General features: G+C 61.9%; 22 protein-coding genes. 5 read left to right on the forward strand and 17 right to left on the reverse strand.

Annotation, left to right across the window (positions count from 1 at the left end; all coding sequences use genetic code 11):
• Positions 1-50: 50 nt before the first annotated feature.
• On the reverse strand, positions 51-530 hold the full coding sequence (locus MKZ87_RS06825) for a DUF934 domain-containing protein (protein ID WP_266200465.1): 480 nt from the start codon (positions 528-530) through the stop codon (positions 51-53).
• Complete coding sequence (locus MKZ87_RS06830) at positions 527-2,200, reverse strand: nitrite/sulfite reductase (RefSeq protein ID WP_266200466.1); 1,674 nt, start codon at positions 2,198-2,200, stop codon at positions 527-529. Before MKZ87_RS06830 ends, MKZ87_RS06825 begins: the two co-directional genes overlap by 4 nt.
• 319 nt (positions 2,201-2,519) lie before the next feature.
• Between MKZ87_RS06830 and ccoN the strand changes: the two genes are divergently transcribed.
• Together ccoN and MKZ87_RS06840 are read left to right on the forward strand one after the other, a co-directional pair.
• Positions 2,520-3,947 carry a cytochrome-c oxidase, cbb3-type subunit I gene (gene ccoN, locus MKZ87_RS06835; RefSeq protein WP_266200467.1) on the forward strand — a complete coding sequence of 476 codons (1,428 nt, stop codon included), beginning with the start codon at positions 2,520-2,522 and terminating at the stop codon, positions 3,945-3,947.
• 15 nt (positions 3,948-3,962) lie between these two features.
• Complete coding sequence (locus MKZ87_RS06840) at positions 3,963-4,184, forward strand: cbb3-type cytochrome c oxidase subunit 3 (protein ID WP_266200468.1); 222 nt, start codon at positions 3,963-3,965, stop codon at positions 4,182-4,184.
• A 66-nt stretch (positions 4,185-4,250) separates the two neighbouring features.
• Here the strand turns inward: MKZ87_RS06840 and MKZ87_RS06845 are convergent, their stop codons facing one another.
• Complete coding sequence (locus tag MKZ87_RS06845) at positions 4,251-4,769, reverse strand: GNAT family N-acetyltransferase (protein ID WP_085700714.1); 519 nt, start codon at positions 4,767-4,769, stop codon at positions 4,251-4,253.
• Positions 4,770-5,149: 380 nt separating this feature from the next.
• Between MKZ87_RS06845 and MKZ87_RS06850 the strand changes: the two genes are divergently transcribed.
• Positions 5,150-5,521: a DUF6124 family protein gene (locus MKZ87_RS06850; protein WP_234205149.1), complete on the forward strand. Its 372-nt coding sequence runs from the start codon at positions 5,150-5,152 to the stop codon at positions 5,519-5,521.
• A gap of 154 nt (positions 5,522-5,675) precedes the next feature.
• Here the strand turns inward: MKZ87_RS06850 and MKZ87_RS06855 are convergent, their stop codons facing one another.
• The 13 genes from MKZ87_RS06855 to MKZ87_RS06915 all read right to left on the reverse strand — a co-directional run bounded on the left by MKZ87_RS06855 (position 5,676) and on the right by MKZ87_RS06915 (position 19,114).
• A complete protein-coding gene (locus tag MKZ87_RS06855) occupies positions 5,676-6,653 on the reverse strand; it encodes a LysR family transcriptional regulator (RefSeq protein ID WP_234205147.1) in 978 nt (325 codons plus the stop codon).
• 171 nt (positions 6,654-6,824) lie between these two features.
• Positions 6,825-7,757: a peptidylprolyl isomerase gene (locus MKZ87_RS06860; protein WP_416383546.1), complete on the reverse strand. Its 933-nt coding sequence runs from the start codon at positions 7,755-7,757 to the stop codon at positions 6,825-6,827.
• 11 nt (positions 7,758-7,768) lie between these two features.
• Positions 7,769-8,236, reverse strand: a complete 468-nt coding sequence (locus tag MKZ87_RS06865) for a YbjN domain-containing protein (RefSeq protein WP_085703970.1) — start codon at positions 8,234-8,236, stop codon at positions 7,769-7,771.
• Positions 8,237-8,265: 29 nt separating this feature from the next.
• Positions 8,266-8,895 carry a DNA repair protein gene (locus MKZ87_RS06870; protein ID WP_085700719.1) on the reverse strand — a complete coding sequence of 210 codons (630 nt, stop codon included), beginning with the start codon at positions 8,893-8,895 and terminating at the stop codon, positions 8,266-8,268.
• A gap of 17 nt (positions 8,896-8,912) precedes the next feature.
• A complete protein-coding gene (locus MKZ87_RS06875; protein ID WP_234205143.1) occupies positions 8,913-10,610 on the reverse strand; it encodes a putative porin in 1,698 nt (565 codons plus the stop codon).
• A gap of 39 nt (positions 10,611-10,649) precedes the next feature.
• Positions 10,650-11,354 carry an energy transducer TonB family protein gene (locus MKZ87_RS06880; protein WP_234205140.1) on the reverse strand — a complete coding sequence of 235 codons (705 nt, stop codon included), beginning with the start codon at positions 11,352-11,354 and terminating at the stop codon, positions 10,650-10,652.
• 3 nt (positions 11,355-11,357) lie between these two features.
• Positions 11,358-11,783, reverse strand: a complete 426-nt coding sequence (locus MKZ87_RS06885; protein WP_007955109.1) for an ExbD/TolR family protein — start codon at positions 11,781-11,783, stop codon at positions 11,358-11,360.
• A gap of 11 nt (positions 11,784-11,794) precedes the next feature.
• Positions 11,795-13,594 carry a DUF2341 domain-containing protein gene (locus MKZ87_RS06890; protein ID WP_234205138.1) on the reverse strand — a complete coding sequence of 600 codons (1,800 nt, stop codon included), beginning with the start codon at positions 13,592-13,594 and terminating at the stop codon, positions 11,795-11,797.
• Positions 13,595-13,608: 14 nt separating this feature from the next.
• Positions 13,609-15,204, reverse strand: coding sequence for a ShlB/FhaC/HecB family hemolysin secretion/activation protein (locus MKZ87_RS06895; RefSeq protein ID WP_266200469.1), 1,596 nt, complete (start codon positions 15,202-15,204; stop codon positions 13,609-13,611).
• 55 nt (positions 15,205-15,259) lie between these two features.
• Complete coding sequence (locus MKZ87_RS06900; RefSeq protein WP_085703965.1) at positions 15,260-15,886, reverse strand: transposase; 627 nt, start codon at positions 15,884-15,886, stop codon at positions 15,260-15,262.
• Positions 15,887-16,072: 186 nt separating this feature from the next.
• Positions 16,073-17,281: a DSD1 family PLP-dependent enzyme gene (locus MKZ87_RS06905; RefSeq protein ID WP_266200582.1), complete on the reverse strand. Its 1,209-nt coding sequence runs from the start codon at positions 17,279-17,281 to the stop codon at positions 16,073-16,075.
• Between the two features lie 74 nt (positions 17,282-17,355).
• Positions 17,356-18,684, reverse strand: coding sequence for a D-arabinono-1,4-lactone oxidase (locus tag MKZ87_RS06910; protein ID WP_266200583.1), 1,329 nt, complete (start codon positions 18,682-18,684; stop codon positions 17,356-17,358).
• A gap of 76 nt (positions 18,685-18,760) precedes the next feature.
• Complete coding sequence (locus MKZ87_RS06915; protein ID WP_227235443.1) at positions 18,761-19,114, reverse strand: c-type cytochrome; 354 nt, start codon at positions 19,112-19,114, stop codon at positions 18,761-18,763.
• Positions 19,115-19,451: 337 nt separating this feature from the next.
• On the opposite strand from MKZ87_RS06915, the gene MKZ87_RS06920 reads away from it, so the two are divergent.
• Both MKZ87_RS06920 and MKZ87_RS06925 read left to right on the forward strand, forming a co-directional pair.
• Complete coding sequence (locus MKZ87_RS06920) at positions 19,452-21,077, forward strand: NADP-dependent glyceraldehyde-3-phosphate dehydrogenase (RefSeq protein ID WP_266200470.1); 1,626 nt, start codon at positions 19,452-19,454, stop codon at positions 21,075-21,077.
• 46 nt (positions 21,078-21,123) lie between these two features.
• Positions 21,124-22,164: an FUSC family protein gene (locus MKZ87_RS06925; RefSeq protein ID WP_266200584.1), complete on the forward strand. Its 1,041-nt coding sequence runs from the start codon at positions 21,124-21,126 to the stop codon at positions 22,162-22,164.
• 3 nt (positions 22,165-22,167) lie between these two features.
• On the opposite strand, the gene MKZ87_RS06930 is transcribed toward MKZ87_RS06925, so the two are convergent.
• The gene (locus MKZ87_RS06930) at positions 22,168-23,061 is read right to left on the reverse strand and encodes a DMT family transporter (protein WP_266200471.1); all 894 of its coding nucleotides are present in this window, start codon (positions 23,059-23,061) and stop codon (positions 22,168-22,170) included.
• Positions 23,062-23,104 lie beyond the last annotated feature (43 nt).

Here is a 23,104-nt window from a genome sequence, read left to right on the forward strand (position 1 = left end):
ACCCAAGGGAAAATCCCCGATTCATCAGGGTTCTAGGGGTTTCCCCTGCATCACCTGCGCCGGAACAGCGGTCGCGGTTCGATCACCGAGCGCCCGTACAACACGCTCATCCCGGCCAGGCCCTTGAGCGCATCCTCGGCGGATTTATCCTCGCGCACCGCGAAGCTGTCGAAACCGCATTGGCGCATATGGCTGAGCTGGTCGCGCAGCACATCGCCAATGGCGCGCAACTCGCCTTTCCAGCCGAAACGGCTGCGCAGCAGATAGGCCTGACTGTAGGCGCGGCCATCGCGAAAGCTCGGGAAGTCGAGGGCGATCAACGGCAGCGAGGTCAGCCATGGCAGCAGGCTTTCGACGCCATCGTCCGGGCCGAGCCAGACCGCATGGGTCGAGGGCGATTCAAGCCAGTGGGCCAGCGGCAGAATCAACATCCCGACGCCGGCCTCCGTTTCAGGCGAGCGGATCAGCGTCCATGGATCGTCGAGCACGATCCGCGCCCCGCCCGCCTCCATGCGCAGCAGATTGTTCATGCCGGCACCTCCAGCGATTTCGGGTAGATCCGTTCCTTGAACGGCTCCAGTCCGATGCGCGCCACGGTATCGACGAACAACTCTTCGGCCTCGCGATAACGGACGAAGGTGCCGATGATCCGCTCGATCACCTGCGGCACTTCAGCGGCGCTGAACGACGGACCGATGACTTTGCCCAGTGCGCTGTTCTTGCCCTGAGCACCGCCGAGGGTGATCTGGTACCACTCGCTGCCGTTTTTATCGACGCCGAGGATCCCGATGTTGCCGATGTGATGATGGCCGCAGGCGTTCATGCAGCCGGAAATGTTCAGGCTGATGTCGCCCAGATCGTGCAGGTAGTCGAGGTTGTCAAAGCGTGCCTGAATCGCCTGGGCAATCGGGATCGATTTGGCGTTGGCCAGCGCACAGAAATCCCCGCCGGGGCAGGCAATGATGTCGGTCAGCAGACCGACGTTGGCGGCCCCCAGGCCCTGCTCTTTCGCCAGTTGCCACAACGCAAAAAGCTCGGATTTGGGCACGTCCGGCAGGACGATGTTCTGCTCGTGGGCGATGCGAATTTCGCCAAAACCGAAGCGCTCCGACCAGTCGGCCACGGCCAGCATCTGCAAACCGGTCACATCCCCCGGTGGCGAAGCCAGGCCCGGTTTGGTCGACAGCACCACGCTGGTGTAGCCCGGCACCTTGTGCGGCTGCACGTTGCGCGCGACCCAGCGGGCGAACGCCGCGTTCTCGGCCAGGTGCGTGCCGAAATCCAGATCCGTATCCGCCAGCGTGCGATAGCTCGGCGGCACGAAAGCACTGGCGACTCGCTGGTATTCATCCTCCGTCAGTTGCGCCGGGCCGTCCTTGAGGTGTTGCCACTCTTCCTCGACCTCTTTGGCGAACGCCTCGATGCCCAGCGCCTTGACCAGAATCTTGATCCGCGCCTTGTACTTGTTGTCGCGACGGCCGTGGCGGTTGTAGACCCGCAACACCGCCTCGACATAGGACAGCAAATGCTGCCACGGCAAGCCGTCGCGAATCTGCAAACCGAGGATCGGCGTGCGCCCCAGACCGCCGCCGACGATCACTCGCAAGAGCATCTGCCCGTCATGGCCGGGGTAAAGATAGAGGCCGATGTCATGCATCATGATCGCCGCGCGGTCCTGCTTCGCCGAGCAGATGGCGATCTTGAATTTGCGTGGCAGGAACAGGAACTCCGGGTTTATCGTCGACCATTGCCGCAGGATCTCCGCCAGCGGGCGCGGGTCGATCAACTCGTCCGCCGCGACGCCGGCGAAAGCTTCGGTGGTGATGTTGCGCACGCAGTTGCCCGAGGTCTGGATCGCATGCATGTTGACCTGCGCCAGACGTTGAAGGATGTCCGGCACCTGGTGCAGCTCGATCCAGTTGAACTGCATGTTCTGCCGCGTGGTGAAGTGGCCGTAACCTCGGTCGTAGTCACTGGCGATGCTCGCCAATGTGCGCATCTGCTCGGCGCTCAGCGTGCCATAGGGAATCGCCACCCGCAGCATGTAAGCGTGCTTTTGCATGTACAGGCCGTTCTGCAGGCGCAGCGGCAGGAATTCTTCTTCGCTCAACTCCCCGGCCATGAAGCGCTCGACCTGATCGCGAAACTGCGCAACGCGCTCGAACACCAGCGCCCGGTCGTAATCGTCGTATTGATACATCGGCTACCTCATCAGCACTCAGCACAACTCCTGTGGGAACGAGGCATCTAGAGATTGCGCGATCTGGCGCAATCTCTAGATGCCTCGTTCCCACAGATTCCTGAAAGCACTATGACGTTGCAGCGCAGCCCGTTACAGATTCAGCTGAACGCATAAAAACCGTATCAGGGCGCGGCAGATGGCCGCAGGCAGCGCCTGGATCTGATCCGCATAAATGAACAATTCCTGAGCCTGTTTTGTTTCCGGCGGGGTTTCTACAGTGCAGCTCGTGCCAGACCGGGTGGCCTGGCAAGACTTTGCAACCGTGGAAGAATTGACCATGAGCACAGCAACAATCGGACAGGCTTATAACTACAAGGTCGTCCGCCAATTCGTCATCGCCACTGTTTTCTGGGGTGTCGTGGGCATGGCGATGGGGGTATGGATCGCCTCGCAACTGGTATGGCCGGACATGAGTCTGGACTTGCCGTGGACCACCTTCGGCCGCTTGCGACCGTTGCACACCAGCCTGGTGATTTTCGGTTTCGCCGGCAGCGCGCAATTTGCCGCCAGTTATTACGCGGTGCAGCGGACCTGCCAGGTGCGGCTGTACTCGGACAAACTTGCCGCGTTCACTTTCTGGGGCTGGCAGTCAGTGATCGTGATCATGCTGGTCAGCCTGCCGATGGGCTACACCACCACCAAGGAATACGCCGAAATCGAATTCTCCGGCGCGGTCTGGATGGCCGTGGTCTGGGTTGCATACGCCATCGCGTTTTTCACCACCGTGGTGCAGCGCAAGACCAAACACATCTACGTCGGCAACTGGTTCTTCGGCGCGTTCATTCTGGTGATCGCCATGCTGCACGTGGTCAATCACCTGTCGATCCCGGTGGACTGGTTCAAGTCCTATCCGGTGTATTCCGGCGCCACCGACGCCATGGTGCAGTGGTGGTACGGGCACAACGCGGTGGGCTTCTTTCTGACCACCGGGTTCCTCGGGATGATGTATTACTTCGTGCCGAAACAGGTCAATCGGCCGGTGTATTCGTACCGCCTGTCAATCGTGCACTTCTGGGCGTTGATCACCCTGTACATCTGGGCAGGTCCCCACCACTTGCATTACACCGCGCTGCCGGACTGGGCGCAGTCGTTGGGGATGGCGATGTCGCTGATCCTGCTCGCGCCGAGCTGGGGCGGCATGATCAACGGGATGATGACGCTGTCCGGCGCCTGGCATCAGTTGCGCACCGACCCGATCCTGCGTTTCCTCGTCCTGTCGCTGGCGTTCTACGGCATGTCGACCTTCGAAGGCCCGATGATGGCGATCAAGACCGTCAACGCCCTCTCCCACTACACCGACTGGACCATCGGCCACGTCCACGCCGGCGCCCTCGGCTGGGTGGCGATGATCACCTTCGGCGCGACCTATCACATGGTGCCGAAAGTCTTTGGCCGCGAGCGGATGCACAGCACGCCGCTGATCAACCTGCACTTCTGGCTGGCGACCATCGGTACCGTTTTGTACATCGCTTCGATGTGGGTCAACGGGATTACCCAGGGCCTGATGTGGCGAGCGATCAACGAGGACGGCACGCTGACTTATTCGTTCGTCGAGGCGCTGCAGGCCAGCCATCCCGGGTTTGTGGTGCGGTTTGCAGGCGGGGTGTTCTTCCTCAGCGGCATGCTGCTGATGGCCTACAACGTGTGGCGCACGGTGCGGGTGGCGGATGTTGCAATTGCCCACCGTGAAGCGCAGATCGCCTGATAAAGGGAGCCGGTCATGTTCGATGTTTTCTTGAATGTGTTGGGCGTGCTGTTTTTGTGGTTGTCGGTGGAGTATTGCTTGCGCCATGAAACGGCTGAAAGCCTGGATGAGGCGAGTCTGACGCCGTTTGCGGATGATCCGGAGGTGGCGCGGCGGGTTGAGATGGCTACGGGTAAAACCGTGAAGGCGGTGGCGCCGGAGGTGGCGAAGCCGGGGTGGGTCAATCTCGAAATGTGAGCTACTTCCGTTGATGTTGATCGTTCCCACGTCGAGGCGTCGAACCGTCTGCGTGGGAACGATCTTTCAAACCTTTGGCGTCTGGCGCAGACGCGCCATGCTCAGGGTGTCGACCCATTGCCCGTCACGCACGGCGTAATCGCGGAACAGCCCTTCGGTTTCGAAGCCGAACTTGCGATAGAGGCCGATGGCCGCCTCGTTGTCGGCGTACACCGAAAGCTCGACCCGGTGCAGGTTCATCCAGTTGTCGGCAACATCCAGCGCCGCCGCCATCAGTTTCGTCCCCACCCCCTTGCCTTGCCAGGCCACCGCAACACTCAGCCCGATGCTGCCGGCATGACTGCGACGAATCCGGGAAAAAGCCTCCAGCCCCAGATAACCGATCACCACCCCTTGGTGCAGTGCCACCAGTTTCAACACCCGCTCGCTGTCCGGCATCAGGCGCTGGCGCCAGATCTCGGAGGATTGAAACGGCATCTGCAACACTTGCCGCGCTAACGCCGGGTCGTTGTAGAGCGCGGTGACGCCTTCAAGATGGCATTCGTTGAAGCGTTCGAGATCAATCGCGGGGTTGTGCTCAAGCATGAACGATCCCTCCTGGATCAGTGCGTGGCCGGTCAATGTAAACCGCTTCCTCACGGATTCGCCATGCCTGTTTAAAGCCGTTGACCGAAACTTCCAGCAAGCCACAACGCCTTGCGCCATTGCCTACGCATCCGCCAGAATCCGCCGGCTTGTGTGCCTTGGGGGCCGACTCTATCGTTTCCGGGTCGCTGATGAATCAGTGATCGGGTCTCGCAGCCCGCGATCTCTAGACGCACAACACCCTCCAGTTTTATGGCGGCTGTACGTGGGAGACCCTCGGGTCTGCCGGTTCTAGAGTCCCGGTCTGCGACCCGCGTATAGCTGCCACCCCTTCGTATCGCAGCGAATCGTGGCGGCTCCATGACTCTGGAGATTCAATCATGATCAAACCAACACCCAATCCACCCGAAACCGACCCGACCTCGCCCTACGAAACCCTCGATTCCAAGAAATTCCACGAAGCCGCCGAACGCGCCCTCGATCACTACCTCAATCCGTTCCACCCCAGAAAACCGCTGCTCAAACCCAACACCCGCTACCTCATCGCCCCCGGCGTCGACAGCGAAGAACTGCTGGCCGACGCCTGCGAAACCCTGACCTCGGCCAAAACCATGGCCACCGACTTCGCCGGGCTGGTGGACGGCTCGCATCGGCATGTGCTGCTGGGGATTGCGCAATTGATCATGCTGGGGGAACTGGCGGTGAACCGGGCGCTGGATAATCTGGAGTTGAAGACTGAGGCGCCTCTGTAACCTGATCGCCTGATCGTTCCCACGCTCCGCGTGGGAATGCAGCCCGGGACGCTCCGCGTCCCTTCCGGAGCTGGAACGCGGAGCGTCCCTTGAGGCATTCCCACGCGGACGGTTCGACGCCTCGACGTGGGAACGATCTACGATCTGAGAAAAACTACTCAAACCACTCCTGTCGCTCATTGAACGTGCGTTGAATCAACTCCACCAAGGTCTGCACCTCCCCGACCTCCTGCGATTCACTGTTCACCGCCAACCACGCCTGCAACCGCATCGCCTCGTCAAACAACCCCGGCAACGCCACCAGCCCGCGATCAAACCGGCTCATGTACATCGGCAACAAACCAATGCATGCGCTGCACCGGATCATCTCCAGCATCAGCTCGTAGGACTGCATCTGCACCACTCCGGCCAGGCGCTGTTCGACCAGATTGTTCCAGGGCCGGAAGCTGTCGATCTGCCGGTCATGCTGCCATTGCACCAACATGAAATCGGCAAGATCATCCGGGCTTTCCGGGCGTGCAGTCACGCGGGAATAGCGTTTGGCGATGTGCGGCTGGTATTCCAGTTGCGCCAGGCGTTGCGGTTCGCTGGTGGCGAAGGTCGGGCCGGGGTGCGGGGTTTCGCCGTGGGCGAGCCACAGCACGATGTCGGCGCTGACGGCGCGCAGGGCCAGTTCGCTGTCGAGGGCGATGATCTCAAGGCGCACGCTGGCGTTGCGGCGCAGCAGTGCGATGAGGTCGCGTCCGAGGATGTCGTGCAGGATCGATTCGGCGACCGCCAGCCTGATCAGGGGCTGCTCGATCACCGGGAGTTTGCGTTCGTGGGCCAGGGCCACCAGTTGCGCCTGCAATTGCTGGCCTTCGCGGGTCAGGCTGAGAGCGCTGCCCTGGAAGCTGAACAGCGCGCATTGCAGTTGTTGTTCGAGTTGCGCCAGTTGTTTGCGCAGCAGGGTCGAGCGCACGTTGAGGCTGCGGGCGGCCTGCATGAAGCAGCCGCAACGTGCGCTGACCAGAAAGTATTGCGCAACATCACTGTCGAGCGTCGCGGCTTGCGCAAGCCAGGGTTCATCCTTGTCCTTGGGCCAGCGAAATTCGGCGCTGCTTTGTCGTGCTGCGGGTTCGGTGAATGACATCGATGACTCCCTGTCGATCTTTGTTGTTTGCCTTTGCATAAATCCATTGTGGGAGCGAGCTTGCTCGCGAAGGCATCGGCACACGCAACATCTCATTGCCAGATACACCGCTTTCGTCGGAACGCCGCCCGGAGCAAGCTCGCTCCCACAGAGTTCAGTGGTGGATCTGAATTACAGTTTTTCCTCCAGCACCTTGTTGAGCTCGGCTCCGTCGATGCTCAGCGTCGCGGTGTTGAGCATGCCGTCCAGATACGCCTGGGCGATCTGCTCCTGACGTTGAGCCCGCAAGGCCTGGGTCAGTTGATCGCGCAGTTCGTCGAGGGTCGCGGTACGGGCCGGTTGCTGTTCGGTGAGTTTGATGACGTGGAAACCGGCGCTGCTTTGAACGGGATCGGACACCGCGCCAACCTTGAGTCGCGCCACGGCACCACGCACTTGCGGCACCAGTTGCTGCAACGGTTGCAGGCCGGTGTCACCGCCACGTTCAGCGGTCAGGCGGTCCTGGGAAAATTCCTTGGCCAGCGCTGCAAACTCCGCCGGGGCCGCCTGGGCTTTCTTGCTCAATTCCGTAGCCTGCTTGCGCACGGTTTCAAGATTCTGCGGCTCGTTCACCCCGAGGAAAATCTGGCTGACCCGATACAGCGCCGGCGTCTGCCAGTTGGCCTTGCCCGCGTCATACGCCTGCTGCAACTCGGCGTCGCTCGGGTAATCCGCCGGCACCTGGCTCACCGACTGCAAATAGTCGCGGAACACGATCTGCTCAGTGGCGGCACGGGTTTGCCGAACCACGTCCGGACGTTGCGCCCAGCCTTGGGCGTCGGCCTGTTCCAGCACGGCTTTTTCGGCCAGGCGTGAACGTATCCAGCGCTCCAGCGCCTCACGATTGCCGCGCAGTTGTTCGCGGGTCTGGGGCGGTACGGCGGCCAGCAGCGCCTGCAATTCTTCCGGCGAAACCTGCTGATTGCCTAATCTGGCCACTGCCGGTCCATTGTTCGCCGCAATCACCGGCGCCGGTTGCTGGGCGGCGACCGGGTCATTGCCCGGCCGCACCACCAGCGCCACGGCCACCACCAACAGCGCCACCGCAGCGGCGCTGATTACCATGGCAGGTTTCGTCACAGCGCAACTTCCTCTTGCTCAACCTTTGGAGCCTGAGCGGCAGCGGCGTTCTGGGTGAAATCACGCAGGTAAACGATGAATTCCTGCAACAGGCGATCCCACAATTCCAGGTTGCCGCGCAGGTGATCGTTGCTGACGCCAGCGGCCACCACCACGTCCATTTCCATCACCAGGAACTCGCCCTGCAACGACAACCGGGCAAAGCGGCGGGTCGCGTTCCACTGCTCCGCCACACCGGCCGGCAGCTCACCCTGCACGCGCAAGGCGCAGCTGAAGGTGAAGTCGACGTAGCTGCCCTGTTCCGCCACCGCCGGGTTGCCGAAACGCAAGGCGTAACCGATGCCCTGGCTGGCGCTGAGCAACTGGACGATGCCGTTCTGTTCGGTCTGGTTGACACGATAACCGGCGGCTTGCAGCACGTCGGTCAGGGATTGCGGGGATACGTGGGAGATCAATTGAGTCATTACGTCTTCCTTGTCCATGAGTCTTTTAATCAGTGCGCAATCGCGGCTTGCGGCGCATCGAATTGAGTCTTGTACAGTTCATCGCCAAAACCCTGAGCCAGTTCATCGAACTTGACCCGGGCGCTGCCGGCGAAGGGCTGGCGGATCTTCATCACCTCGGCCACATCGATGTTTTCGTAGGCGCTGAGAATCTGCTTGGCCACGCCGTACATCTGCTGATTCTTGACCGAACATTGCTGCACTTGTGTGTCACGCTCAGTCAATTGCGCTTGAAGCTTAGACCGTTCTGCCTCTTTGGCACGGGCCAGGACCAACAGCTCTTCGTAGGCCTTCTTGAACTTGCCGGTCTGCTCGTTGCTGGCCGCGACTTGCGCCTGGGCCTGGCTGTGCAAGGTTTGCTGCTGCCCGGCCAGTTGCTCGGCAAGGCCTTTGGCCTTGGCCAGTTCGGCGGTCAATTGCTTGATTTGCGCCTGGGCAGCCTTGGCTTCGTTCTGCGCCGCCAGTTGCGCGGCGCTGGCCTGGGCCTGCTGGCTTTGCAGGGTTTGCAGCTGCTGGGTAGTGCTGCGCAACTGGGTGCGCAGGCGTTCTTCCATGCCTTCGGCGCTCGCCCCGGTGGCGATCAACATGCCGAGCCCAAGCCATAAAAAGCGGATTTTCATAACCCTCTCCCGGCGCTCTAGAAGCGCGTGTTGATCTCAAGCTGCATGACGTCGATGTCGAACGGCGCACCGTACACCGCCTCGGTGCTCATCCAGCGGCCGGTGGCGTAAACGTTCTTTGCCAGGCCGTAGTTGCCGCCGAGGATATAGCCCTTGGCGTTGGTGCCGCCCAGGTGGAACGACGAGTCGTTGAAGCCATCCGGCAAGGCATCTGGCTGGATGTACTTGTAGCCGGCGAACAGGTTCCAGTCGCCCTGCTTCTTCAGCTCCAGCGCGTTGCCGAGGGTGAACTGGACCATCCACGCATTGGCGCCGCTTTCGATGTTGCCGCTGCTGTCGAGGTTGTTGACCAGTTGCCCGGCCGAACGCTTGCGCATGTCGCCTTCGTCGTAGCCGAGATTGTGGATGTAGTTGCCCTGGCTGCGCAGTTTGAAGTCTTCCGGCAGGTCGGCGTCCCACACCACGTTGAGGTCCAGCAGGTTGAACTCGGACGCCAGGCCAACGAACTGAGGTTGCGGCGTGGTGCTCGGGTTGAGCGGGTTCGGCGTGATGTCACGCAGCAGAAACACGCTGTTGCCCTTCTGCATGAACGCTGCGCGGGTGCCGTCGCTGTCGCAGCCCGGTGCGCCGGCCCACGGTTCGCAAGGACTGGAGCGCTGGCCTTCGATGTCGTCGAAGCGGTAGTAGGCCAGCGCGCCTTTCAAGCGGTTGTTGCTGTTGATCGCCCATTTGGCGCCGATTTGCGCGCCGTACAGCCATTTGTTATCGCTTTCTTCCTTGTCGAAGCCGTTGCTGGTGGTGGTGTCGTTGGTGTAATCCACCGGGAACGCGCCGACGGTGCCGAACAGGCCCCAGTCGCGGCTGAGCTTATGGTCGAAAATGGCTGCCACACCGTCGAAGTTCAGGTCGTTGGAATACAGCATGTCGGTGGACATGAACGGGTTGGCGAAGCGGCCACCGGTCAGGGTCAGCTCATCCGACGGCTTCCAGGTCAGGTAACCCTGATCGAGCCAGATGTCCTTTTTCGAGAAGCCACCGCCGAGGTTCTGGGTGGTCGACACCGGGTTGTTGTCCGAGCCGGTGCCGATGCGGATGCCGGCGGTCCATTGCGGTGAAATCTCCGCTTTCATGCCCAGCCGTGCGCGCAGGCGGAACAGGTTTTCGCGGTCTTCGCGGGTGTTGAGCAACGGCGGCAACGCGGTGCTGCTGTTGGGATTCACGTCGTAAGGGCCGTTGTTGTTGAGCTTGGCAAAGTCGACGATTTCGTTGCTGTTGCTGCCCGAGTAGTAGCGCGATTCGTCACGCAGACGAATGTCACCGTCAAAGCTGATGCGTGACGCCCAGTCCGGGAAAGTGTTGGGCGCGGCCCAGTTTTCCTGTTTGGCGGTGGCCATGACTTCGGCCTTGACCTGATCACGGATCTGGTCGCGCACCGCAGCCGGCACGTATTGCACCCGCACATCGCCCGGCGCCGCGACCGGCCCGGCTGCCACAGCGGTGGACGCCGCAGCCTGCTTGGCCTGGGCCGCTTCGTTCTGGGCCTGGGCGATCAGCGCGTCGGCCTTGTCCTGTTTCAGAATGCCCTGCTCGACCAGCAAGCGGATCAGATTGATCGTGGCGTTCTCCGAGGGCGCTGGCGCTGCCGCGGCCTGACCGACCAGGGTCGCGATGACCATGCCGACCGCCAGGGACAATCGATTCACGTTGGAAATCATCTGCACACAACTCCTTTTCATACAGCTTTATGAATTCGGTTAACCCGGACGCCGCCCTTGCAGGGACATGCGCACAGGCAAGGTGATGGAGGCCGGTGGCCGTTCGCTTAAAGCGGGCGCGTTGCGCAGCGCGGCGAGCACTTGCGTATCGATCTCGGGGTTGCCGCTGGACTTGATCAGCTCGACCCGGGTGATCTCGCCGACACTGCTCAGCCACACATCGGCCTGCAGCGAAAACGCCAGGTTGCGCAGGTCGGGTTTTTCGCGCAGCAGCTTCTGGAAGGTGAACGCTAGGAACTGGCTGTAGGTGCCGTTGCCCAGTCGCCCACCGCCGGCGCCGGCCATGCCGCCGCCCTTGCCCGCGCCGATGTTGAACGCGTCGCTGCCGCTCTGGGCGTCGCCGTCGATCTGCATCGGGTTGGCGAGGTCGTCGGCCGGCGATGGCGGTGCTTCCTCTTCAGGCTTGACCTCTTGCGGCTCTGGCGTTGGCTCGGGCTCGACGACTTTTTCCTCGACCGGGGTTTCCGGCTCCGGCGGTTTTTCCGGCGGCGGAGGTGGCGGTGGCGGCAAGGGAATGATCGTCGGCACCTTCGGCGCTTCCCGACGGATACCGCTCATGTCGTTGGCCCACTGCCACAGGAACCACGCGGCGAGCGCACCGAGGATCAGCCCGGCGCCCCACTTCACGTAGCGCAGTGGCGACTTCTTCACCGGTAGAGGCTCGATTGGCAGTTGTGCAGTCATCACTCAGCCCTGCGTCGGTTTGCCGGTAACGAGACCGACCTGGGACAGTTCGAGCCGGCGCAACAGATCCAGCACTTCGATGACCTTTTGGTATTGCACCGTGGCATCGCCGCGCACGATCACCGGGAAGTCCGGGTTCTGCGCCTTCTCGATGCGCAGGCGTTCTTCCAGCTCCGGCAGCGTCACCGGGTAGGCGTCGAGGAACACCTGGCCGCCATCGTTGACCGAAATCGCCTTGGTCTTGGCCTCGGACAGCGACACGGCGGCGCTGGCCTTGGGCAGGTTGATCTGGATCCCGGAGACCTGCGCGGTGGCAGTGAGGATGAACATCACCAGCACCACCATCAGCACGTCCACCAGTGGCGTGATGTTGATGCTGTCCACCGCTGCATCTTCGTCATCGTCGTGGGAGGCATTTACGGACGCCATGTCAGTGCTCCTCAGGCCGGTACGGAGTGATTGGCGTGATGACCGCGCTGATGCGCCGCCTCACTGGACTGGCCTTCGCCGTGCATCTCCGCCAGACGGGTGATGAACTCGTCGACAAACACACGCATGTCGGCGCTGACTTCCTTGTTGCGAGTGATCAGGCGGTTGTAGCCAAACAGCGCCGGGATCGCGACGAACAGGCCCATGGCGGTAGCGAGCAATGCTGCCGCCATGCCTGGCGCGATGGCGTTGATGTTTACGTCACCGGCCATGGCCGTGCCGAGGAACACCACCATGATCCCCAGCACGGTGCCGAGCAGGCCGATGTACGGGCCGCCGGCGATGGCGTTGGACAGGGTCGAGAGTTTCGAACTCAGTTGCTGGTTTTCCCGGGTGCGCACGCCGTCCATGGAGCAGCGGATCGCTTCGATGGTCGCCGCCGAAACCGACGAGGTATCGGCGCCCTGCTCGCGGCGGGTGCGGATCTCTTTCACCGCCACCTGATACAGGCGCCACAGCGGCGAATGCTGCAAGCGCTGGGCGAGCTGGGTGTCGTCGGCGAACATTTCCAGGCGAGTGCCGACCTTGGCGAATTGCACGCGGAAGTCTTCGTTGGCGGCGGTGACGCGGCTGAGGGTGCGGTTCTTGCGCAGCATGATGATCCACGACTGGAACATCATCAGCACCAGCACCGCGATGATCACCCAGGCATCGACCGGCACGGCGTTGAGCAGGAAACCGAGGCTGCCGAAACCGAAGCCGGACTGTTCTTCATCGACGCCATAGGCGACCAGTTTCGACTCGGCGCCCTGGGAAGTGGCGTCAGCCAGCAACAGCGGCGCCGGACGGGCGACTTTCGACAGACGCAGTTCATCGATGGCACCCACGAACGGCTGGAAAGGACCTTCATGCAGATCAGCGCCGATGGCCATGACCGAGTTGAACGCCGGCATCGCTTGAGCGAGCGATGCGCCTTCGCGACCGTTGATGTACAGCGTCACTTTGGCGCCTTCAGCGGTCAGTGCAACGTGCTGCCATTGACCTGGATTCAGCGGTTGCGTGGCGACGGCGCGCTGGCCGTCGATTTCCACGAACGGTACGCCCTGATTCACACCGACCAGCAGGCTGTGGGCGCCTTCGCGACGGGCCAGAATCAGTTGCTCGCCGTTAGCCTGATCCAGTCGCAACCAGGCACTGAAGGTGAACGCGCTGCCGGCGTTGTGCTGCAGCGACGGACTGGCCGGCAACAGCAACGGCTGGCCGCTGAACTGCAAGGCCCGCCCTACTACGCCGTCAATCGCGCTGCCAGTGGCGCTCTGCGCGGTGTTGCCGTAGGCGGTGGTGTCTTTCGCCGGGGTACCGGTGGCGCCCTCGAAGTGATAGAGCGCGGTGTAATTCGGATCGAACGTGAGTTGGCCGTTGCCGGTGGCCGGGGCTTTCTGGTTGCCGTAGTACATCCAGATGTCCTGACGCTGACCGCCCTCGACATTCGGCACGTCGACCCAGATCAGCGCCATGCCCATCAGCGCGTCGAAGCTTTCGATCTGGTGGTTGAGCACGGTCTTGTCATCGGCGGCGACGAAACGCAGGTCCGAGCCGTCCTCTTTCACGCCGTCAAACGTGAAGTTGCCGGTGTGCAGGCGCACCAGCAGCGCGGTGCGGCCAAGGGTTTGATTGATCGCGGCGCCTTGCGGCGTGGTGTCGACGGCGATCTGTTTGCGGTAGTGCCAGTCGTCCTGCCACCAGGCCTGAGCCGTGGCCGGGAGCACAAAGCCCAGGCAGATCAACAACGAAAGGAAAAGGCGCTGCATGGAGGTGCTCCTTGTTAGAAAGTGGCCTGAAGGTTGAAGTGCAGGCGCGATTCCTGTTTCGAGGTGTTCGGCCCTTCGAGTAGCGGGTAGCCCCAGTCGAGGCTGCCGGACAGCCACTTGCTGAGGCTGGCGCGGGTGCCGAGGCCGACACTGGCCAGGGCGTAATTGGCATCCTGGTCCGGCAGTTCGTCGCGCAGGTAGAGTTGCGCGCCCTCGGCGAAGGCGTAGAAGCGCCAGTCCTGCATCCAGCCGCCGACGTACTTGGCCAGCGACGGTGTGCGCAGTTCTTCGCTCAGCAGAAAGCCGTCATCGGCGGTACGTTCAGCGGCCAGATAGCCGCGCACCGAAGTCGCGCCGCCGGCGGAGAATTGTTCGTTGGAAACCAGTGGCCCCGACGCCAGTTGGAACGCCGCTTTGCTTGCGCTCTGCCAGTCGCTGTCGAAGGTCCAGGTGAAGTTGGTATCGCCCTTGAGCACGGCGAAACTCGGGTTGGCGCGGTAGCGTTTGTAGTCGAAGTCTTCGTCGGAGCTGCCGTAACCGAAGAAGCTTCGAGTGGCCGCGACCAGGCTCAGGCCGAGGCCGAGCTGGCTCTTTTCGCTGTAGCGATAGCCGTTGTAGGCGAAGGTGAACGGCGCGTATTTGAGCGGCACCTTGTCGCTTTCGCCGGACAGGGTCAGGCGCTCGTCGAAGTCCTTGAAGTCGATGCCGGCCGACAGCGAGTTCGACCAGTTGCCGCTGGACGGGATCGTGTAGATCGCCGCTAACCCGTAGGAATGGCCCTTGCCGAGCACGTTGCTGCCGCCGAGGGTGGCGACGTTGCTGTCGGACTGGTAGCCGGAGAACTGCACGCTCCAGCGCTCGGTCAGCGGCGCGGTGTAGGAGCCCGACCAGACCTTGGCATTGTCGGTTTCCTGGGGCGCGGTGAAGAACGTCAGGTTGACGCTGTGCCCCAACTGCCAAAGATTGTTGTAACCGAGGCTGGTGACAGTACGCAGTTTTTCGGTGTCGGCACTGTAGTCGTTGTTCAGGCCGACGCTGGCGGTCCACGGGTTCTGGTCTTCGACCTGCAAATCCACGTCCATGGTGCCGGGGCGCTGCCCTTCGCGCACCAGCGGCATTACCTGCCGGCCCGGGGTTTTGTTGAGTTGCGCCAGTTCGCCCTGGACCTTGGCGAAGTCCGGCACCTCGCCTTCCTTCAGGGCCGGGACGTTGTCGCGGATGTCCAGCGGCGAATAGTGTTTGGCGCCGACCACACGCACCCGGCCGACCTTGGTTTCGCTGACTTGCAGATACACGATGCCGTCGGCCACGGCTTGCTCCGGCAGTTCGACGAACACCGATTGGTAGCCGCGTTCCTGATAAGCCTTCTGCAAGGCGTCTCGCGCGCCTTCGATGTCGCTCAAGGCTTTTTGCGGGCCGAGGAACGGGTACACCGCTTCTTCGATGGCCCGGGCATCGAGCACGGTGTTGCCGCGCACGAAGTATTCGTTGACGTCCACCAGACGTTGCGCACCTGCGTTTGCGGCCTCATCGGCGAGCGCCGGCTGCACGCCGGCCGTCACCAGCAGCCAGCCCCACAGCGCCAGCCGTGACGTGAAAATCTGCTCCACACTACCCCCTGAAATTCGCGATGACCTGTTGGCGCTCATGCGTCTTGCGTGTGCGTCAATTACTGGCGTTGTTAATTGCTGACGTGCGGGGCCCGGTGTGTTTGCCCAGCCAGGTGTGCAGCAGCGCGAAGTTCAGCGAGAACTCGGGCATTTGCAGCAGCGCGCCGCAGAACACTTCACCGATGATTTTCTGGATGAGCTGCACCGCACGCGGCTCGTTGAGCAACGTGGCGATGTCGCGACTGAGGACGTTGAAGCTCCAGACTTTCTGGTTCAGGCCGAGGCCGACAAACCAGCGGAACAGCAGGTTGTAATTGAGCTGTTCATAGAGCTGCTGCTCGCTGGGCACCGAATACAGCAGTTGCAGCAGCAGGATGTGCATGACCGTCTGCGGGGCGATCAGCATGCCGGGTTGGGCATCGAGGTCGTGCAGGAGGTCGCGATGGGCGTCGAGCAGGTCATCGATCTGCGGGCGCAGCAGCACCAGCGAATGACCCGGCGGAATATAACTGGAGACCTCTTTCAAGGCGCCCTGCCAGTCATCCTGCGACACGATCCAGACCCACGGCGCACCGTAGCGATACACCGAAACCGGCTTCTTGCGCGCGGCTTCAACGATCTTCGACAGGCGTTGATCGAGTTCCTGCATGCCTACTTTCGAGTAGCGTTCCATAGTCCCCATTGCCTCACTCCCGGCGTCCCGCCTCGGCTTGTGAAAAGCGCCCAAAGGGCCCCTCAAGCGCGTTACATAGGCATGACCGGACTGGCGATGTGCTACCGAACTTTTGTCATAAAAGCTTCATTACAGAAATCGAATGAGATCGATCAGGCACCATAAAAACCTGTGGGAGCGAGCTTGTTTTATTGGTCAGGAATAAACCGGCCAGGTATCGACGATCTTGCCGCCACGTACCGCCAGCAAATCACCGAATTGCAGGAGGACGGCTTCGGTCTGGGTCGGTCGCAGAAAGACTTGATCCTCCACCGTCAGCCCCACGGCATTCGAACCATTGACCATCTCCTGATTCGAGCTACGGCCGTAAACGCCATTGCTTTGAAGCCCCGGCGGCGATTCGAACTCGGCCATCCAGTTACCGCCGTAGATGAAGAAAGTCTGGCGCTGGTTGGTGTCCCACCACGAAAACAGTTTCGACTTGTCATCCAGCGCCGGGATGTTTACTGCTCCGGTGCTTTTCAACACCGGCGTGGCGATGTACGCGGCGGGTTCGTGTTCAACCAGAGAAGGCAAGTCGTAATGAGTCGGCTTGAGCATCGCCGTGCCCACCGACACCTCAGTGCTCAGGTGCTCGTTTTCATGCATGCGGTAACTCGGGCTGCCGGCAGTGTTCAGGCACAAGCCGTCGTGCCACAGCGCCGGGTATTGCTGCCGGATAAAGTCGACGCAGCGCTGATAAATCACCATCACCCTGGCGAACAGTTCCTCGGGCGAACCGAGAATCCCCGGCACACCCATACCCACGAACGGGTCGTAGCCCATGAACCCGGCGAATTCCAGATGCTGCGGGTTGGCGGCGATCAGCGCGAGCATTTGCCCGAGCACGTTCAGATCGCTGACGCCGCCCCGGTGCAGGCCGACGTCCAGTTCGATGTTGATCAGCATGCGAGTGCCCAAGCCCTGGGCCAGCGCGAGGTATTGCTGCAAGCGTTCGGGGTTGTCGATCAGCCATTGCAGTTGTTTCGCCGGGGCGAACGGGCCTTTGTGGGTCTGGTAGAAAATCTCCGCCGAACGCACCGGTAGCGGCTTGCCGAGCAGGATGTCCGAATGCGGAAACATCACCGCATCATGATTGAGAAACGGCTGATGAAACGACATCAGTCGCTGCGTCCCTGCCCGTTGGCCGATGTAGCTGAGCAGGCCCGGTGACGGCAGGGATTTCTCCACCAGCCGCAACTGCTTGCCCGCACGATTGACCGAACGCATCACCACGTCGATGTTGTGGTCGAGGCGATCCAGATCAATCAGCAACACCGGGCGCATCGGGCCTTTGCTCTTGAGTTCATTGTTCAGCGCCCGGAAATAGTCGCTGTAAGGCCCGCCGCGATCCCCCGGCCGCAGCCATGCGCCAACCCCCACCAGCAAAGCGCCGACACCCAAAGTCCCGAGCACGAAATTACGTCGATTGACCGCCATCAGCTCACCCCCAGAATCGACGACAGATGCCCGTTGAGAAACTTGCCGCTCGGGTCCAGCGCCTGGCGTACCTGAATGAATTCCTGCCAGCGCGGATAGAGCGTTTGCAACGTGCGGGCGTTGAGCGTGTGCAATTTGCCCCAGTGCGGCCGGCCGTTGTACTTCCAGAAGATCGGCTCGATCGCGGCGAAGAAGTTGTGGTGGTCCATCTGGTAATGCTGGTGGACCGAGATCGAGCAGCTGTCGCGGCCCTCGAACATGCTCAGCGGAATGTCGTCGGCCTTGACGTAGCGGTACTCGATGGGAAACCAGGTGCGCAGGTCCTTGTCGCGGATCAGCTTGAGAATCTCCCGCAGACACGCCGGGCCATGTTCAGCGGGCACCGAATATTCCATTTCATTGAAGCGCACGGTGCGCACGTTGGCGTAGATGTCGAACGAGTCACCAACCCGGTCATCAAAGCTCGCCAGATGCCGCAGGCTGTTGAGCAGCGAGCTGCGCAAGCCCGGGAAATCGCTGCCGTACTTGTCGATCTTCTCGATCAGGGTCACGAACTCGTTGCCGCCCTCCTCTTCAGGCGGGATCGGCGGCGTGGGCGGGTCGGTGGTTTCGTTGAGGGCGATCGACAAGGCGTAGTCGGAATGGGTGACGACGAGCATTTCCCAGTGCTGGTTTTCGCTTGTGTTCTTGTCGATGTCTTCCAGCAACTCTTCGGTCCTGGCGATCCACTGTCGCTCGCGCAGGCGATAGGCCGGGCGGTTTTGCAGGCGGATTTTGGTCGCTACGCCCAGCGCGCCCAGGGATACACGGGCGGCGTTGAATACCTCGGGGTGATGCTGGCGGTCGCAATCCAGCACCTCGCCGCTGGCGGTTACCAGTTGCATCCCGCAGACGTGGGCGGAATAGGACTGGAAGGTTTTGCCGGTGCCGTGAGTCGAGGTGGAAATGGCCCCGGCCAGGGTCTGGTAATCGATGTCGGCCATGTTTTGCAGGGCCTGACCGACGTCCTTGAGCGGTACGCCCATGCGCGACATCGGCGTGCCGGCCGCGAATTCGGCTTGCAGGGTTTTCGGGTCGTGATCGAGCAGGCCGTTGAAGTAGCTGAGCGACAACAGCGTACCGTCGGTTGGCACCAGCGCGCTGAAGGAATGCGCCGAGCCGACCGGGCGGATCTTGCCCGGTGCCTGCTGAATGATCGTCGTCAACTCATCGAGATTCTTCGGCGCCACCCGCGCCGCCGGCAGGCAGCTCTGCCCGCCCGACCAGTTGCGCCAGGGAATCAGTCGAGGCGCGCGCATCAACTGGCCCAGCGCCGGATTGGAAGCCAGCGCGCTGAACGCCCCGACGATGCTTGCCCGTTGCAACAACTGCCGGCGTGTCAGATCTATCGGCATGCCAGGATCCTTATTGTGGGAGCGGCTGGTCGGCCATGAAGCCGATCAACTGAAGGAATTGTTCTTCCGAGCACTCGACGCACTGGCCCATCGGCGGCATGCCGTTGTAGCCGTTGATGGCGTGGTCGAGCAGCGTGTCGGCGCCCTGCTGGATGCGCGGTTCCCAGGCCTGGCGGTCACCGGTCAACGGCGCATTCGCGGCAGGGTTGGCGTGGCAGAGCTGGCAGCTGTTGGCGTAGATCTGCGCCAGCGCCGGGTCTTTGGGAATGGCGTTGTTGGTGCTGGCCGGGGGCTTGGGGTCTTCGCCACAGCCAGGCAGCGTCATGGCCAATGCCAGTAATAATGTGAGTCGGATTGCCCGCATAACGGCCTCGCTTATTGTTGTGCTCACACCTTAAGGCAGGCAGGTCGGCGGGTTGAGGGCATTGCGGGACATTGAGGGGGGCAAACGGGGCCAGCCCATTACCGAAGACGATCGTTCCCACGCTCCGCGTGGGAATGCAGCCCTGGACGCTCTGCGTCCGCTTGGAACGCGGAGCGTCCCTTGAGGCATTACCACGCAGAGCATGGAATGATCATGTGTGGATGCCCTCTCTGCTGTGCGGTTTCGCGTGACATTCGCGTGACATTTGCGGGTTTAAATTTCGGCGCGTTCAGGCGTATAACCGTTACAGACTTTTTCAATGACGCGGGGTAGCGACATGACCACAGCAAACATCCTTGGCAACCTGTTCCCTTCTGTCAGCGACATCCCGGAAAAATACCGCCTCGACGGTCAGGTCGAGCAACGCGAATACCTGGTCGATGGCGAGTTGCGCCGCTGGGACGGCCCGCTCGCCACCGTGCGCAGCCCGGTCTATCTGCAGGGCGACAACGGCGACGAACAAGTGATCCTCGGCAGCACGCCGCTGCTGGACGCCGACACCGCCCTCACCGCCCTCGACGCCGCCGTGCGCGCCTACGACCGGGGCCAGGGCCTGTGGCCGACCCTGCGCGTGGCCGAACGCATCCAGCACGTCGAGGCCTTCCTCGGGCGCATGCGCCAACAGCGCGATGCCGTGGTGAAACTGCTGATGTGGGAAATCGGCAAAAACCTCAAGGACTCGGAAAAAGAGTTCGACCGCACCTGCGACTATATCGTCGACACCATCAATGCACTGAAAGAACTCGACCGCCGCTCCAGCCGCTTCGAGCTGGAACAGGACACCCTCGGCCAGATCCGCCGCGTCCCGCTTGGCGTGGCGCTGTGCATGGGCCCCTACAACTATCCGCTGAACGAGACCTTCACCACGCTGATTCCGGCGCTGATCATGGGCAACACCGTGGTGTTCAAACCGGCCAAGCTCGGCGTGCTGCTGATCCGCCCATTGCTTGAAGCCTTCCGCGACAGCTTCCCGACCGGCGTGATCAACGTGATTTACGGCAGCGGCCGTGAGACCGTCAGTGCGCTGATGGCCAGCGGCAAGATCGACATCTTCGCCTTCATCGGCACCAACAAGGCCGCCAGCGACCTGAAAAAACTGCACCCGAAACCACACCGTTTGCGCGCCGCGCTGGGGCTGGATGCGAAGAACCCCGGCATCGTTCTGCCCGAGGTGGATCTGGACAATGCCGTCAGCGAAGCGGTTACCGGCTCTCTGTCGTTCAACGGCCAGCGCTGCACCGCGTTGAAAATCCTGTTCGTGCATGAAGACGTGGTCGAAAACTTCATCGAGAAATTCAACGCCAAACTGGCCAGCCTCAAACCGGGCATGCCGTGGGACAGCGGGGTTTCGCTGACGCCGCTGCCGGAGTCGGGCAAGGTCGATTATCTGCATGGTCTGGTGGCCGATGCGCAGAGCAAGGGCGCCCAGGTGGTCAACCCTGATGGTGGCGAAGCGCGGGCCTCGTTCTTCTATCCGGCGGTGCTGTACCCGGTGACGCCGCAGATGCGCGTGTATCAGGAAGAGCAATTCGGCCCGGTGGTGCCGATCGTGCCGTACCGTCACCTCGACACCGTCATCGACTACGTCCTGGAGTCGGACTTCGGCCAGCAACTGAGCATCTTCGGCACCAACCCGGTGGCGGTCGGTCGACTGGTCGACACCTTTGCCAACCAGGTCGGTCGGATCAATCTCAACGCCCAGTGCCAGCGCGGTCCGGACACTTACCCGTTCAACGGGCGCAAGAACTCCGCCGAGGGCACGCTGTCGGTACACGATGCACTGCGGGTGTTTTCGATCCGTACGCTGGTGGCAACCAAGTTCCAGGAACCCAACAAGGATCTGATCAGCGAAATCATTCGCGGGCGCGATTCGAACTTCATCGCCACCGACTACATCTTCTGAGGAGGAATCAGCGCTGAGTACTTTCAGCTCCCATCGCTGGCCGCCGCTGTTTCGGCGGATCCTGCGGCCATTGCTTGATCCGTATCGACGCTATCGCCATGCACGAACCATTCACGCGGTGCGGGTCGCACTGGGGTTGTTGGCGACGATCCTGCTGACCACCGGCATCAATCTGCCCCACGGCGAATGGGCGTCGGTGACCATGCTGGTGGTAATCGGCGGCTTGCAACACCACGGCAACATCGGCAAGAAAGCCGCCGAACGCGCCACCGGCACCTTGATCGGCGCCGGCGTCGGCCTGTTATTGGTGGCGCAGCATGCGTGGCTGGGCATGCCGTGGCTGACCTATTTTGCAATGGCGGTGGTGTGCGGATTCTTTTCGTATCACGCCATCGGCAAGGGCGGCTACACCGCCCTGCTCTCGGCCATCACCGTTTTCATCGTCGCCGGGCATGGCGACAACCCGATCACCGACGGGCTGTGGCGCGGGGTCGATATCCTGATCGGTATCGCCCTGGCCCTGGCCTTTTCTTTCGCCCTGCCGCTGTACGCGGTGTACTCGTGGCGCTACAACCTGGCCGATGCGTTGCGTGATTGCGCCACGGTGTACGGGCGGATCATCGGTGGCCAACCGGTGACGGCCGACGAACACTTGAAGTTGATGAGCCGGCTGAACGCGGTGATGGTGCAACTGCGTTCGCTGATGCCGTCGGTGTCCAAGGAAGTCAAAGTCTCGATGACCGAACTGGACGCGATCCAGCGTAACCTGCGCATGTGCATCAGCACTCTGGAAATCCTTGGCAACATCCGCCCGGACGCCAACGATCCCGACGCCATGGCGCACCTGCAAGCGGCGCTCAGGGCCGAGCACCGGCATATTCGCGTGCAATTGATCGGCATGGCCCGGGCGTTGAAAACCGGCGCATCCCAGCGGTTGGGACGCCCGGTGGAATTGCCGGACGCCAGCCTCGACACGCCGGTCTACAGCCCGCTGGACGGTTACCGTCTGTTGACCCGGCAACTGGCAGCCAACATCAGCGAGATGCGCCAGCGTCTGGCGAAGACTGCGCCGCGCTGGAATATCTGAGGTTTACTGCGCGGCCAGGCGCCGCGCCTTCAGGCCCCAGCCCTGTTGCATGCCGGCAGCGGCCAACAGGATCGCCGCCACGCCGATCCATTGCAGGGTTTGCAGTTGATGACCGAAAGCAAACCAGTCGACGAAAATCGCCGCGATCGGGTAGATGAACGACAGCGCGCCGGTCAATGCGGTCGGTAGTTTCTGGATCGCACCGTAGAGCAGAACGTACATCAGGCCGGTATGGACAATGCCTAGCGTCACCAGACTGGCCCAAGCGCTTGGTGCCTCGGGCATTGCCGAGAAATGGGCGAACGGCGCGAGCAGCAACACACCGGTGCAGACCTGGATCAGCGCAATCAGATGCGGCGGCGTGCCGCTCAGGCGCTTGATGATCAACGCAGCGATGGCGTACAGAAACGCCGCCCCCAGCGCCAGCGCGATCCCGGTCAGGTAGTCACTGCCGCCCTCGCCCTGCACGCCGTGGGCACTGACGATGGCCAGCATCCCCATGAAGGAAATCGCCAGCCAGAACAGCTTCTGCAGGGTGATCTTTTCGCCGAGAAACAGCGCCGCCAGCCCCACCAACATGAACGGCTGCACGTTGTACACCGCCGTACCGATGGCAATCGAAGCCCGTGAATAAGAAGCGAACAGCAATACCCAGTTACCGACAATCGCCCCCCCACTGAGCACAGCAAGCAGGAATGTGGCGCGGGTCAGAATGCCTGACCGCAGGAAGCCGAAAGCGGCGCAGATCAGCAACAAAGTCCCGGCGCCGAACACGCAGCGCCAGAACACCACGTCCAGCACCGGTTGCCCGGACACCAGCACGAACCAGCCGATCGTCCCGGATATCAGCATGGCGGCGGTCATTTCGAATGAGCCGCGACGGATTGTTTTGTCCATCATCAATCTCCTTAATGTGTGGCAAAAGTATGCCAAGCGAGAC

This window comes from Pseudomonas sp. MCal1, assembly GCF_026341415.1.
Taxonomy (GTDB): Bacteria; Pseudomonadota; Gammaproteobacteria; order Pseudomonadales; family Pseudomonadaceae; genus Aquipseudomonas.

What these genes read in the sequence shown, in the direction of transcription:
- MKZ87_RS06825 (WP_266200465.1), bottom strand. Translation starts at nt 530, where the DNA reads ATGAACAATCTGCTGCGCATGGAGGCGGGCGGGGCGCGGATCGTGCTC.
- MKZ87_RS06830 (WP_266200466.1), bottom strand. Translation starts at nt 2,200, where the DNA reads ATGTATCAATACGACGATTACGACCGGGCGCTGGTGTTCGAGCGCGTT.
- ccoN (WP_266200467.1), top strand. Translation starts at nt 2,520, where the DNA reads ATGAGCACAGCAACAATCGGACAGGCTTATAACTACAAGGTCGTCCGC.
- MKZ87_RS06840 (WP_266200468.1), top strand. Translation starts at nt 3,963, where the DNA reads ATGTTCGATGTTTTCTTGAATGTGTTGGGCGTGCTGTTTTTGTGGTTG.
- MKZ87_RS06845 (WP_085700714.1), bottom strand. Translation starts at nt 4,769, where the DNA reads ATGCTTGAGCACAACCCCGCGATTGATCTCGAACGCTTCAACGAATGC.
- MKZ87_RS06850 (WP_234205149.1), top strand. Translation starts at nt 5,150, where the DNA reads ATGATCAAACCAACACCCAATCCACCCGAAACCGACCCGACCTCGCCC.
- MKZ87_RS06855 (WP_234205147.1), bottom strand. Translation starts at nt 6,653, where the DNA reads ATGTCATTCACCGAACCCGCAGCACGACAAAGCAGCGCCGAATTTCGC.
- MKZ87_RS06860 (WP_416383546.1), bottom strand. Translation starts at nt 7,757, where the DNA reads ATGGTAATCAGCGCCGCTGCGGTGGCGCTGTTGGTGGTGGCCGTGGCG.
- MKZ87_RS06865 (WP_085703970.1), bottom strand. Translation starts at nt 8,236, where the DNA reads ATGACTCAATTGATCTCCCACGTATCCCCGCAATCCCTGACCGACGTG.
- MKZ87_RS06870 (WP_085700719.1), bottom strand. Translation starts at nt 8,895, where the DNA reads ATGAAAATCCGCTTTTTATGGCTTGGGCTCGGCATGTTGATCGCCACC.
- MKZ87_RS06875 (WP_234205143.1), bottom strand. Translation starts at nt 10,610, where the DNA reads ATGATTTCCAACGTGAATCGATTGTCCCTGGCGGTCGGCATGGTCATC.
- MKZ87_RS06880 (WP_234205140.1), bottom strand. Translation starts at nt 11,354, where the DNA reads ATGACTGCACAACTGCCAATCGAGCCTCTACCGGTGAAGAAGTCGCCA.
- MKZ87_RS06885 (WP_007955109.1), bottom strand. Translation starts at nt 11,783, where the DNA reads ATGGCGTCCGTAAATGCCTCCCACGACGATGACGAAGATGCAGCGGTG.
- MKZ87_RS06890 (WP_234205138.1), bottom strand. Translation starts at nt 13,594, where the DNA reads ATGCAGCGCCTTTTCCTTTCGTTGTTGATCTGCCTGGGCTTTGTGCTC.
- MKZ87_RS06900 (WP_085703965.1), bottom strand. Translation starts at nt 15,886, where the DNA reads ATGGGGACTATGGAACGCTACTCGAAAGTAGGCATGCAGGAACTCGAT.
- MKZ87_RS06915 (WP_227235443.1), bottom strand. Translation starts at nt 19,114, where the DNA reads ATGCGGGCAATCCGACTCACATTATTACTGGCATTGGCCATGACGCTG.
- MKZ87_RS06920 (WP_266200470.1), top strand. Translation starts at nt 19,452, where the DNA reads ATGACCACAGCAAACATCCTTGGCAACCTGTTCCCTTCTGTCAGCGAC.
- MKZ87_RS06930 (WP_266200471.1), bottom strand. Translation starts at nt 23,061, where the DNA reads ATGGACAAAACAATCCGTCGCGGCTCATTCGAAATGACCGCCGCCATG.